Origin of the sequence: Hyphomicrobium sulfonivorans, assembly GCF_013306565.1 — a bacterium.
Lineage (GTDB): Bacteria > Pseudomonadota > Alphaproteobacteria > Rhizobiales > Hyphomicrobiaceae > Hyphomicrobium_A > Hyphomicrobium_A sulfonivorans.
The window spans coordinates 19,555-31,237 of sequence record NZ_PZPO01000003.1 but is presented as its reverse complement, the minus strand read 5'-3'; the positions used below and the strand labels follow the sequence as shown (position 1 = coordinate 31,237).

Here is an 11,683-nt window from a genome sequence, read left to right as displayed (position 1 = left end):
GCGCCTACTGGACGCACTACACGCCAGAAAACGCCTACGTCGACGCGCTGCTGATGGGCTCGTGGTACGATATTGACGCCAAGTCGAACCGTATTCCAAAGATGAAGACAGATGGCGGCGCGTTCGGTGCATCGCTTGAAGGTGGTTATCCGGTTTACACCGGCCCCGGTGGCTTCAGCATCGAACCGCAGGCGCAGCTCGCCTATCAGACCGTCAACCTCAACAACGGATCCGATGTCGCCGCACAGGTGCATTTCGATAACGTCAATTCACTGGTGGGACGCGTAGGCGTTCGCTTCGCGCAGGACTTCGGCACGCCGACCTGGCTGAGTGGAGCACCGTCAACCTTCACCGCGTGGATACGGCCGAACTTCTGGTACGAGTTCCTCGGCGATCCGAAGACGAAGTTCTCGTCAGCAACTGGTTTCATCCCGTTTGCAGCCGACATGGGCGGCACCACGTTCGAGATCAACACCGGCTTTTCAACCGACATCGGCGATGGCGCTGCGATCTACGCCAACGCATCGTACCTCGTCGGCATCGGCGAACACGCTGACGGCAACGCCTACGACGGCAAACTCGGCGTCAAAGTCGCTTGGTGATGGCACGCGATCCCGCAGAAGAAGCTTCGCTCGTGCCGCCGATCAGCGACGCCGGCTTTCACGGTACTGTCGGCAATCCAACTTGCCAGCAACTGGCTCAGCGACTGCGAGCACATTCCGTCCGCTCAGATCGCACCGCACGGCATAGGTCGAGGACTTAAGATCATTGAGCGAATGCGTCATCGCGCGGTTGCGCCGTCAAACTTATCTCGGCGGCGAGGTGTCGGCGACGACGACAGTGCCAAAGGCGCGGACCGAAGCAACGTGAGCGCACGGCAACGCAAACGCCATCGATCGCAAAGAGCCTGGCAGGCTCCAGACCAAGCGCACGCAGGCAGGCGGACAATGCGATGCCGAGACAGTGGTGTTGTGTTTACCGTCGCTTCATGCGTCGAGCCGGCGAACCGGAGGATTGAAGCTGAACATCGCCAACATCAGGCGGAAAAAATCAAATGGCGGAGGGGGTGGGATTAAAACTATCTCGCAGCGCGTTGATTTTACTATGTTTTTATACATTCGAAAACCGGCATTATACCGGACATCCTACCAGACTTATACCAGAAGGGGCCGCCGCAAAGCGGCCCCTTGTTGCCCATCAGTGCCCGCAACCCATAGCCTTCAATTCGTTGATGATAGGCGACCAATCCACCCGCCCGATCCATGGGACATCGGCATCAATATAATCAGGGCGAACGGCTGGCGCCCAAAGCCTCGCGGCCTTGCTGTTCTCGTCCACATCGAACGGTTCGACGAGGACCGTCTTCTCATCAACCTGAAGCGTGGTGCCGTGTTTTTTCACGTATCCGATTGTTGATCCATTGGCGGCAAATGGGGTGCCTTCAATGACAATGAGCTGCCCCATCGACCCGACTGCTTTAGCGCAAACCAAGGTTGCGTGATCCACGGTCAACGGCCATTTGTCACCCCAATCGTCGCGCGTAACCAACTTCTTGGTCGGATAGGTGCAACGATCGTGACTGCCCCTCTCGCAATAAACCCCGACATTGGCTGTCATTTCGGCGCGCTTGGTCCGCGTTTGGGCCGATGGGCCATAAAGGACGATCAGCGCAATGCCGCCGAGAACAAAAAGGCAAATCGCCCTCATGTAAAAACTAAACCGTTTCATGATCCCCCCCCAATTTATTGCTCGGCCGGACCATAACGCGAAATGGGCACAAAAAAAGGCCCCCTCGGCCCGGCGAACCGGATCGAGGGGGCTTCTGTTCATGGCATCCCGCTATTTTGCCGGGCCGTACTTCATGTAAAGGGCGGCCAATAGGCCGCCAATCACCACCGTTGTGGTGTACGCAAATCCCTGCTTGACAACCGTATCCCGCGCCCGGCGCCAGCCGCGCAAATGGGCAAAATCGCGTTGCGCCTCGATGATCCCAATCGGGCTGGAAATGTCGATCCCGAAGTTGAGTAGCATGCGCCGAACAACGGCCTCAGCTGCTTGCTCAGCCGCCCGCTCAACAAGGTGGGCAAGCTCAGCCTCGGACATGGTGACAACCGCCGCCTGGGCGGCCGACGCCGCCTTCCGCCGGGGGCGGGGGGCAGGGGGCTTTCTGGTAGTCGATGATTGTGCCGGCGCCCTTGCCATCGCTACCCCCCGCCGCAAGTTTTCGGCCTTACGGCCTCGTCCTCGTACTGCTGTCGCGTACACAGATACCAATCGCGGCTGCGCTTGAGCCGGGCGTTTGCCTGCACCAGCGCGGCCCTATTCTGTTGGGCGGCAACCTCCGCATGCTTTTCGGCATCAGGTTCGGGGATGGCCACCGGCGCAAGATATGCCGGCGGCTGCGGTAGCGATCGGCTAACGACGATGGGGGCCACGCCGAAATCATTTCCCGATGTCGAGCAGCCGGCGGCGACCATCGTTACCAAGGCGGCAAGCGCCATCTTCCAACTCGCGTTCATGGGCTCGGAGCCTTTCCTCAAGTTCGGCCTTCTGGCGCTCAAGCGCGGCGGCGTCTTGCCGTTCGCGGCTCAGCGCGTCGTTGGCGCGGGACAGATCCGCCTCGACGGTCTTTGCCTTCTGGATCTGCGTTGCTATTGCTGCCCGCACGGCAGCGCCATGCTTGCCGACATACCAGCCGAGGCCATACGCCCCGATCAGCGCGACAGCGATCAGCAGCGGCCCCGACGACAGGGCGGCGCCGATCTTTCGCCTTGCAAGGGCGATCAAGACGGCCTGCATGCTAAACCGGCCCGGCGGTTTCACCGCTCCGGATCTGATCGACGCTTGCCTTTTCAGCCTTGGCCGAATTGCGCCACGTCGCGTATGCAATGCCCGATGCCGCGGCGAACCAAACGGCCGGCGGGACATCCGACAAGAACTCACGCATCGGCGCAATCTTCGTAGCCGCTTCGCCGAAGAAGTCGATGATGCCGTTCAGGACGGTCATCAGGAAGCTAAAGAACGCCGCAAGCCCAGCCCATGTTTTTGCATCATGCGCATAAGCCACCGGCGGCGAAGCTGATCGAAGATCCTGCGCGGTCAATGCCTCGCGCTCCGCCGACACCGGGCGCGGCGTCGCAGAGATCAAGCGCAGGCGCGTGGCGCTATCTGGCTGGCCGGTAGTCGGCAAACCTTCCTGCGCTTGGAACGCGGCAAGCGCGCCCGTGGTGCGCGATCCCCAAATGCCGTCAACAAACCCGACTTCCGAATATCCGAGATTGCGAAGCGCCTGCTGGATGGCGCGGATTTCGTCGGCGCCGAGCGTTGATGTGCTCGCAACCGGGCGGCCGACCGGCGCAGGCGATAGACGCGGCGGGCTTGCGCGTGTACGCGCCGCCTGAAAGTGCATGCCATCCGGCTTTGACCAATGGCCGCCCCATTCCCAACCTTCGCGCTCAAATTCCTCGATGACGCGCCGATCCATTTCAGGCGTCGGATCGCCGAAGCCGTTTCGGTCCGGATCAAAATCGACGGCGCACCCATAGGCGTGCATCGAAAGCGAGGATCCACCGCGCTTGGGGCGGTAGTTGAATGATCCGCCAAACACCGACATGCCGATGCGGTCGATTTCATCCTGCGATTGCCCGACGCGTTCCCAAATGGCCTGCAACACGCGAGCGAGGCTTTCGGCGCACTTCTTGTGCACCCTTATGCCCCGAACAGCTTTACCCTCATATCGCAGCGTCCACGGCGGCTTAATCGTCACCAGATTTGCCGATTGCCATTTCGGCGATGCCTTACCATTGGTGCCGGTCGGATCGCCGTAAAACGCCTTGCAATCCGCCTGCAATGGCCACGTTGCCATAACGGCCTCCCAAACAAAAAAGGCCGCCCATAGGGCGGCCCAGCCAATCGATTGAACTTAGTTAAAGGATCAACCCTTTAACGCGGTCTGCACCATTCCCAGCAAGCCACGTCACAGCATTGCCATTGAGAACGATTGCGCGGCCGCCAACGCCGCCGGGCGCGCCCGCCGTGTGTGAGCTAGCACCCGCCGAACCGTTTGTGCCCCACGCGCCGCCGTTGCCCCCACTGCCTGCAATGTTCCCATAAACCTCACCGCCGGGGCCGCCATTGCCCGGTCCTGTATATCCGCCGGGATAGCCGGCATAGCCGTGGCAGGCATCAGGCGTGCCGCCTTTGCCTGTGCCGCGGGCGCCGCCTGCTGAGGCAACATAGCCTTGGCCGCCACCACCACCGCCGCCGCCAGCAGTGTACTTTTTGTCCGAGTAGTAATAGGTGCCACCGCCGCCACCTCCGGCGCCACCGCCGAAGATCTGGCCAAGTGCGTTGTCGATAATGGCGCTCGAACCAAGCGCAATCGCATGGCCCCCGTTGCCGCCCGCGCCGATGCCGCCGCCCACACTGCCGCCGGCGCCACCGTTGCCCGGCGCCCCGTAGATGCCGCCACGATTGATGATGTAGACCTTCGAGCCTGCCGCAAACCCGGCTGTATTCAGCGCGGGCAGGTTCGCATTGGCAGAATAAATCACGCCGGTGTTTTCAAGCGCGACAATAACGGGCTGCGTCGGCGATCCTGCGGCCGCAAACAGATTGAGGTTCGCAACATCAACAGCGTTGGAGATCCGAATAACTTCATCGCCGGCCATGACCAGCGGCGCCAATCCAATAAGCATGATGCGCCTCAGATGCCTTTCTTGATGCCCAAAAACACGTAACGCCCCGCCTCGCGGCAGACGAAGGATACAAGATCCTCAGCGTTCGGTGCTGTTGACAGGAACGGCGCCCCTTCAGGTCCAAACGAATACGCCGCATTCCAAGCGATCGACCGCCCGCCCGTTGCGTCCTGCTTTACAGCGATGACCAGTGGCCAGCCGGGTTTCGGTTCAGTCGGCGCGGCAATTACGGCGTTCCCGGTGAGCAAGAGCGATCGGTTGACACCATGATCGTGACTGATCGCGATCGACGCCGCGTAAGGCAGCTCGACCCATGCTGATGCAGCGAGCGCTGTATCTGAGGTTACGACCTTATTCGATGCGCCTGCGCGCAGGTTCGCAGCAGATGCCTTGTCGATTGCAATCGTGCGGTCGGCATCGAGCGCGCCACCACCCGTCAAACCTGCGCCGCTATCGACAACCCGTGAGGACTGCAAATAGATCGTGTCGAAGTGCGTTTTTAGCGCCGCCTTAATGCCCGCCCAAGACAAGCGCGATAAGCCATTTGATGCAGCGCTATCAACGAGCCCAAACGTATCCGCATCCGCCGGGTTCGCCTTGGCATCCGATCCGGAGATAGAGGCTGCAACACTTGCAGCGTCCGTCACATTTGCACCGGCGGCAATCCCGTCAAGCTTGGCCTTGTCGGTCGTTGACATAAGCCCGGCCACGGCCGTGCTGGCGACATTTGTGCCGGCTTTCTGCGCGATCTGCGCTTGCAGCTTGCCGATCGCGGCCAACAGCGTATCCGCGGCAGCAACCGCCGCCGACGATGCCGTTGTCAGTCCCGTCAGGGTTACGGCGCGAACCCGCGCGGCGGTGAAATACAGGTTACTGACGCCCTCGGCTATGACATCCGTGGTGCCAGGACTCGACGCGATCTCGATGTAAACAGATCCCGACCAGCGATAGATCTTATTCGTGTCGGTGGCCGTATAGATTTTGCCGCCTTCACCGACTGCGGGGAAGGCTTCAAGCGAGCTGAACTCAAGCACATCATCGACGTAGCTAGGGAGCTGCGCGGCCGGCACTTTGCCGGAAGCATCGAGCGACGCGATACCGTTGACGGCACCAATACGCTCTGTGTCGGCCTTTCCATCTAGGACAGACTGCAATCCATCCACGCCAGCAACCGGAACAGTGTCGGCGGCATCGGCAGCCGCGACTTTACCATCGCCGTTGGGATCGTAAATCGCCGCGAGCATGTCGCCCGTGCCGTCGCCAACAGGCGGCCGAACGTTCTCGGCGTCCTCGATGTTATCAACGAGGCCACCGATACCAAGATACTGCCCAGCCGGCGGCTTCTCGCCGGTTCCGCCGAACCAATCAATGATCTTGAGCGCGCGCCGTTCGCCGTTCGTGTCGAAGGCATACACAGCAGTCCAAGCGTTGTTGCCCTTGTCGCCCTTCTCGCCTTGCGGCGCGACGAACTCGATCCAGCGATACGCATCGTCGCGCGGGTGCACTGTCGAAACGAACTGCTCTTGTCGCAGCGAAATCCACATCGATGAACCGATGCCGCTCGATGCTGTTGCGAACACGTATTCATTCTGGCCGTAAGTCGCGCCATCCGCCCATTGGCCGCGATTGACAAGTGAGGCGCCCTTGTCGCCCTTGAACCCCTTCAGATCCGGTCCGGTTATCCATTCGCCCTGCGGGCCAAGAATATCGAGGCGCGTGCCTACCCACCGGTGTGTCACCCCGAGTGTTGACACCATACGATCGATTGCTGCACGGTCGGCCGAAATCTGGCGCCCTACATGCGCGGCGCTGTCAACAAGCGCAACAGCCTGCTTGATCAGCTTGCGCGCAATCTCAATGACGGCAGAGACGGCCGCGTTATCAGTCGCCATCGCTTAAACCCTTCTCATGATGTGTAGCAGGCGTTAGCCGCCCTGCGGCTGCTTCAGGGACAGATCCGTTGTCCATCCCGAGCGCGTGTAATTGTGCGTTACGGTTTCGATGCGATACGCGCCGTCAACGCCGGCGCGGGTGCCGACGAGGATGAACGTGCCGCCGGCCCGCGCGCTGGCGCTGCCATCAATCGAAGCCGAGCCACCGCCTTTTTCTTTCTCGCTTTCGCGCGCGCCGTTGTCGGCTGACCCTTTGGCTTCGCCTTCATCGGCTCGGCTGTAGCGATCGAGCAATACGGACTGCGCGCCTTGGTCTTGAACCTGCGCCTCAGTCTCTTTCCACTTGGCTTCTTTCTTGTCGTAGTACCGGGCGCGCACGCTCTTGTGCCGCGGCCGCCCCGTGAAAGGCATGATGTCCCAAGAAATCAGATTGAGACCCCAAGAGCCAACCGTGACGGACATTGCCGCGCCCGAGACGGAACCGCCGCCTTTCTTCGCAAGAATGGCCTTGTTGCCCTGTACCTTGAAAACGCCGCCAAGCTCGCGAGCAGTGCGTTCACCGAAGTGAATGAAGCTTTCGTCGTTCAGTCCCCACCATTCCCGCTTCACCGAAGCGAACGAGGGATCGACCTGCACGCTAATGCCGGCTTTCTTTCCGGCCTTATTCAAGACATCGCCAACGGTTGCATTGTCAGCGTGCATCTGCTGGCCTTCTTTACACTTGCCTTTCGTGTCCATGCCCTTGCCGCTGATATGCAGCTCGCGGCCACCGCCGCGGCTGCCATTTGAGCGGACTTCATCGACGGTGCCCACAAACACTTCCGCAAGACCGCCGCCTTCCCATCCGAGCGCCACGATCATTGGATCGCCATCACGCGGCAACGCGATCATGCCGTTGCTATCATCAAGGACGATTTCCGCCGTGTCGGAATGCGTCCCCTCGTTATCGACGATGCGCAGTGAGATCAGCATCGGCGCAATGCGCGAGCTGATATTCTGACCGGCGATCGAAACCATGTAGATTGCGCGCTTGGCCATTGCCGCCGCCCTTCCTAACTTTATCGGCAACCTGGCCACCAGTCCCACGACACCAGTCGTTGCCGCTTGGTCGCCGCTAATCCCACAACGAAATCACCGGAACAATCTCGGCAGCGCGTGCGTCCTCAATCGGGATCGTCACAACTGTGCCAAGCGGCAAGATGAAGCCGCAGTGTTCAAGGTGCTGATTTTCAGGAAGCGCCATCAGGCGCTCAAAAAGCCCGGGCATTGGCCGCAGGAAGCGCTGCCAAAGGATCAGATCAACGCTCATACCTTCAGACCCGACCGTGTGGCGCTCAAGCGTAATGATAGACATGGCGCCATCCTCAGATCAGAATTGAGACAATCGAAAACATTGCGCCAAGGCCGGCGGCATCTGATCGCTTGATCGAAATATCGACCTCGACGATCTGCCCAACACCGTGCGCGTCGATATAGCTGTCGCGCTCGCTGATCCGCTCGATGACAAACCAGCCAAGTGCAGCGCCGTCGCCGCGCATGAAAGGCTGCGCTTTGCCTGATGCGCGCTGCTTATGCAGCCCTTCGAGCGACGACAGACCGCCGAACTTTGCCGGGAACAAGCGGCAGGTAATGGTGCGCGTCTCAGGCCCTTCGCCTACAAACTCAAGCGGCGGGCGCCGACCCATGACCGCCTTCTCGGCAAAGTCGGCCGCTGCATCGCGCGACAGCTCATGGAAGTTCATCGGAGCAACCTCAAACGTTGTCCCACCCAACTGTGCGAGCATGGTTTCAGCCCCAAAGAAAAAGCCCCGCTGCGCGTTAACCACAGCGGGGCAGTGTTGCGACGACCGTTAGATCGCGCTGCTCAATATGCGAAGTTCGTCCGTGTATCGCCGTAGATACCACGGAAGGCGTTCTGGACGGCGCGGTCAAGTTCGCGCTGAAGACGGCCCGGATCATCGCCGCCGTTGATTGTGACGTTCATCGTCACAGAAACCGGGCCGGGGCCGTTGGAACCGCCGCCACCTTGATCGGCGCGCGAGTTCATGTAGCCGGACTGACCCGGCACAAAGATCTCGGGGCGATGCTCGCCAACGAGATACGCGCGGCCCTTCTGTACCTGACCGCCCCGCGCACGCGCCGGCGGGGATGCGCCGGCCGCAGCGCCATCGGATGCCCCACCGCCACCGCCAAGCCCAACAACGCTCTTGAGGGCGCTTCCGATCCGGCCCGCAAGACCGCTCGCCCAAGCAAGGATTTCGCCCGCCTTGGACTTGAGGCCATCCCATAGCGATTGGATCATCTGCGCGCCGGCTTCAAACAGCGAGACAACGCCGCCGTTGATTGCCTCTTGGATCTTGGCGCCAAGCCCGTTGGCCCATTCGTGCAGGTTCGCGGAGCCTTCGGCAAGGCCGTCGCGTATCGAATAGGCAAAGTCCGAGATCGCCGATCCGGCCTTGCCGGCGAAGTCCTTTATGTCATCCCAAAAATACCAGATGGCCGCGGCGCCAATAGCGAGCAGCAACGGCCAAGAGGTTAGGATTGTTGCCAACAACCCGACCACACCAACAACGATCCCAACAGCCCCGGCAAGGCCGGTCAGCGCCATTGACAGCGGCGCGATAGCGACGGCTGCAAGAGCAGCATAGGTGCCCCATTCCAAAAGCTGCGGGTTAGCCTTGGACAACTCGTTGATCTTCTCGGCAAGGAACTTAAACGCTTCGCCGGCGGTCTTCATGACGCCGCTCTCAGCAATGGCGATCCAAAGATTGGAATAGGCAGCGGTTAGCTCGTTGACATCGCCCACGATGCCCTTCATCCGCTTTTCTGCCATCGCCTTTGTAGCGCCATCTGCGCCGTCTTCGATTTTCTTGAGTGCCGCATTAAGGTCGCCAGCCAGCAGTGTTATCAATCGTGATCCCTGCCGAGCATCAAAGATGCGTGCGATTTCATCAAGCGATGCGCCCTTTTCTCTGAGCGCTTGCATGAAGCCGAGGAAATCAACCTCTGATCCCGCCGAGGTGAGAGTGTCGGTAATGGCGTCGGCGAGCTTCGACTTATCCATGGCTGTGCCATCGGGATCAATAATGCTCGCGATGGCCTCGGTCATCGCAGCCGTTGACTTCTGAAGCTTTGGATCGGCAAGCACCTTGTCGATTGCCTGCTCAAAGGGCGAAGCGTCAATGCCGTCAGCCATCAACGAACCAATGATGTCCTTGCCGCTTATCTGCCGGCCGCCCTTGACGAAATCAGCCACCTTCACGCCAAGGCGATCAAGCGCAATCATCATCGGCTTAGTCGGCCGAACCATGCGCACAAGCGCGGAACGCAACGCAACACCCGCTTCAGACGCTCGGATGCCATTACTGGCCATCAGCATGGCAGCTGCGCCAACTTCCTCGATCGACATGCCGGCGGCGGCGGCCATCGGGCCGACATACTTGAACGTCTCGCCCATCATCCGGACATCGGTGTTCGAGTTCGTCGCCACGTAGGACAGCACATCATTGACGCGCTCAAGCGACGAAGCGACCTGATCCGTTGTCTTCTGCGGCAGCCGCATCGCCGTGAGAATGTTCGTGGCGATGTCGGCGCTTTCAGGAAGGTTGATGTCGCCCGCAAGGGCTAGCGCGAGCGTGCTTTCAAGTGCGCCCCGGATCTTGTCAAAATCAAATCCCGCGCGCCCAAGCTCGAACGCCGAGCCCATGATGTCGCCCAACGTATGCGGAAACTTCTCGTTGAGCTGAACGGCAAGGTCTTCGATCGACTTGCGCTGATCGTCGGTCATGCCGGTGACGGCCTGCATGTTGTTGCCAGCCTTCGCGAACTCATAGGCAGTCTTGGCGCCCATGGCGCCAATCATCCCAAGAGGCATTGCCACCGAGGATGAAACGCGATCAGCGCCACGACGAAGGATCTTCATATCGCGCTGCGCGGCCGCATACGTGCCGCGAGCCGCCGTTGCCTGGGTATGCGATGCACCCACCAACTGCCGCAGCCCGGCAGCGGCTTTCGCCGCCGGGCCGGATACGCGGTCAATGAGCTGAACGATTAGGCGTGATGTTTTATCAGCCATTACTTGCCCCTTGTGGCCTTCACGATCCGCAGAGCCTCATCGTGCCACGCGAGAACGTCCTGCCAGTCCATTTCGAGAAGATCCGCGATTGATGTGTTCAGGACGTGGGCGACTTCAGCAATTACGCTTTGCGCGCCGCCTTCCAATCGTCGGGCAAAAAATCGATCACCTTTTCGCTAATGGCGATCAGGTCTTCTGCATCGATTTCAGCGATTTCGTCTTCGGTCATGCCGTTGGTGCTGGCCAGAAAGGCCAACGTCGCCTCGGTATCCGTTCCTTTTCGCTTGCCAACGCGCTCGATCGCGAGAACGTCCTTTGCGCGCGCACGTCGCAAAATCAGTTCCGTCACCTCAGTTCCATCGCTTCTCTGGAACGGATGGCGTAGCGGGTAGAGCCCCCGAGACATCGGCTTTGCCGGGTCTTTGTTTTCTTCTGACATCTGGCTTCAGCCCCGTGTTACGCAGTGCGCGGAATGCGCAGCAAGCTGTTTGAAACAGCGTTTTGATCGACACCGCCAACGCGCCACTGACTGCGCCAGAAGTCCCAATAGATCTTTTCCTGACCGTTGAAGTGGATCTCGTAATGCGTGACCTCGTTGATGGCGTATTCGTGCGCCATCAGTTCGCCGCGCTGGAAGGCGTCGCCCTCGACCTTGCCGAGCCGCCCTTCAATCTTCGCGATCAGCTCGACTGATTGCCCCGTGCGCCGGTCAAGAACTTCGCCGTATGCGGTGTAAATGTTCTTGATCTTGGTCCCGAGGCCGAACTGCGTGAGCAAGGCCGGATCAAAGCCGACAAGCTTGAAGGTGGGTTCCAGCTTTTGAATGCCGACCTCAACTTCAATCTCGACGCGCGCGCCGCCGGCGTGATGATCGGAATACTTCGCTTGCAGCGGCGGCAGCTTGAGTTCCTGAATGGCCAAGTGCTTCGAGTTCTCGACCTCGTGATCGCCGCAAAACAAGTTGGCGGCTTCGACGATGTAAAGCGTGGACATTGCGACCTCCTAAGAGCGCAGAAAAG

General features: G+C 60.2%; 13 protein-coding genes. 1 reads left to right on the top strand and 12 read right to left on the bottom strand.

Features of this window, described 5'->3' with window-relative positions:
• On the top strand, positions 1-602 hold a 602-nt coding region (locus tag C6Y62_RS08320), incomplete at its 5' end, for an autotransporter domain-containing protein (RefSeq protein WP_173953566.1).
• Between the two features lie 595 nt (positions 603-1,197).
• Here the strand turns inward: C6Y62_RS08320 and C6Y62_RS08315 are convergent.
• From C6Y62_RS08315 to C6Y62_RS08260, 12 genes are all read right to left on the bottom strand, one after another.
• Entirely contained in the window at positions 1,198-1,728 is a 531-nt protein-coding gene (locus C6Y62_RS08315) for a hypothetical protein (protein ID WP_173953565.1), read from the bottom strand.
• 111 nt (positions 1,729-1,839) lie between these two features.
• Positions 1,840-2,103: a hypothetical protein gene (locus tag C6Y62_RS08310; RefSeq protein ID WP_173953564.1), complete on the bottom strand. Its 264-nt coding sequence runs from the start codon at positions 2,101-2,103 to the stop codon at positions 1,840-1,842.
• Between the two features lie 339 nt (positions 2,104-2,442).
• On the bottom strand, positions 2,443-2,799 hold the full coding sequence (locus C6Y62_RS08305) for a hypothetical protein (RefSeq protein ID WP_173953563.1): 357 nt from the start codon (positions 2,797-2,799) through the stop codon (positions 2,443-2,445).
• A 1-nt stretch (position 2,800) separates the two neighbouring features.
• Complete coding sequence (locus C6Y62_RS08300; protein WP_173953562.1) at positions 2,801-3,865, bottom strand: M15 family metallopeptidase; 1,065 nt, start codon at positions 3,863-3,865, stop codon at positions 2,801-2,803.
• 61 nt (positions 3,866-3,926) lie between these two features.
• The gene (locus C6Y62_RS08295) at positions 3,927-4,697 is read right to left on the bottom strand and encodes a hypothetical protein (protein ID WP_173953561.1); all 771 of its coding nucleotides are present in this window, start codon (positions 4,695-4,697) and stop codon (positions 3,927-3,929) included.
• A gap of 8 nt (positions 4,698-4,705) precedes the next feature.
• Positions 4,706-6,589 (bottom strand): hypothetical protein, encoded by a 1,884-nt coding sequence (locus C6Y62_RS08290; protein WP_173953560.1) that lies wholly within the window; start codon positions 6,587-6,589, stop codon positions 4,706-4,708.
• 33 nt (positions 6,590-6,622) lie between these two features.
• Positions 6,623-7,627, bottom strand: coding sequence for a phage late control D family protein (locus tag C6Y62_RS08285; protein WP_173953559.1), 1,005 nt, complete (start codon positions 7,625-7,627; stop codon positions 6,623-6,625).
• Positions 7,628-7,703: 76 nt separating this feature from the next.
• Positions 7,704-7,943 (bottom strand): tail protein X, encoded by a 240-nt coding sequence (locus C6Y62_RS08280; RefSeq protein WP_173953558.1) that lies wholly within the window; start codon positions 7,941-7,943, stop codon positions 7,704-7,706.
• A 10-nt stretch (positions 7,944-7,953) separates the two neighbouring features.
• The gene (locus C6Y62_RS08275) at positions 7,954-8,373 is read right to left on the bottom strand and encodes a phage tail protein (protein WP_173953557.1); all 420 of its coding nucleotides are present in this window, start codon (positions 8,371-8,373) and stop codon (positions 7,954-7,956) included.
• A gap of 80 nt (positions 8,374-8,453) precedes the next feature.
• Positions 8,454-10,664, bottom strand: coding sequence for a phage tail tape measure protein (locus C6Y62_RS08270; protein WP_173953556.1), 2,211 nt, complete (start codon positions 10,662-10,664; stop codon positions 8,454-8,456).
• 121 nt (positions 10,665-10,785) lie between these two features.
• The gene (locus tag C6Y62_RS08265) at positions 10,786-11,103 is read right to left on the bottom strand and encodes a phage tail assembly protein (protein WP_173953555.1); all 318 of its coding nucleotides are present in this window, start codon (positions 11,101-11,103) and stop codon (positions 10,786-10,788) included.
• A gap of 17 nt (positions 11,104-11,120) precedes the next feature.
• A complete protein-coding gene (locus C6Y62_RS08260) occupies positions 11,121-11,657 on the bottom strand; it encodes a phage major tail tube protein (RefSeq protein ID WP_173953554.1) in 537 nt (178 codons plus the stop codon).
• Positions 11,658-11,683 lie beyond the last annotated feature (26 nt).

Excerpts from the sequence above, each read along its gene's own strand:
- C6Y62_RS08315 (WP_173953565.1), bottom strand. The coding sequence starts at position 1,728 with ATGAAACGGTTTAGTTTTTACATGAGGGCGATTTGCCTTTTTGTTCTC.
- C6Y62_RS08310 (WP_173953564.1), bottom strand. The coding sequence starts at position 2,103 with ATGTCCGAGGCTGAGCTTGCCCACCTTGTTGAGCGGGCGGCTGAGCAA.
- C6Y62_RS08305 (WP_173953563.1), bottom strand. The coding sequence starts at position 2,799 with ATGCAGGCCGTCTTGATCGCCCTTGCAAGGCGAAAGATCGGCGCCGCC.
- C6Y62_RS08300 (WP_173953562.1), bottom strand. The coding sequence starts at position 3,865 with ATGGCAACGTGGCCATTGCAGGCGGATTGCAAGGCGTTTTACGGCGAT.
- C6Y62_RS08295 (WP_173953561.1), bottom strand. The coding sequence starts at position 4,697 with ATGCTTATTGGATTGGCGCCGCTGGTCATGGCCGGCGATGAAGTTATT.
- C6Y62_RS08290 (WP_173953560.1), bottom strand. The coding sequence starts at position 6,589 with ATGGCGACTGATAACGCGGCCGTCTCTGCCGTCATTGAGATTGCGCGC.
- C6Y62_RS08285 (WP_173953559.1), bottom strand. The coding sequence starts at position 7,627 with ATGGCCAAGCGCGCAATCTACATGGTTTCGATCGCCGGTCAGAATATC.
- C6Y62_RS08280 (WP_173953558.1), bottom strand. The coding sequence starts at position 7,943 with ATGTCTATCATTACGCTTGAGCGCCACACGGTCGGGTCTGAAGGTATG.
- C6Y62_RS08275 (WP_173953557.1), bottom strand. The coding sequence starts at position 8,373 with ATGCTCGCACAGTTGGGTGGGACAACGTTTGAGGTTGCTCCGATGAAC.
- C6Y62_RS08270 (WP_173953556.1), bottom strand. The coding sequence starts at position 10,664 with ATGGCTGATAAAACATCACGCCTAATCGTTCAGCTCATTGACCGCGTA.
- C6Y62_RS08265 (WP_173953555.1), bottom strand. The coding sequence starts at position 11,103 with ATGTCAGAAGAAAACAAAGACCCGGCAAAGCCGATGTCTCGGGGGCTC.
- C6Y62_RS08260 (WP_173953554.1), bottom strand. The coding sequence starts at position 11,657 with ATGTCCACGCTTTACATCGTCGAAGCCGCCAACTTGTTTTGCGGCGAT.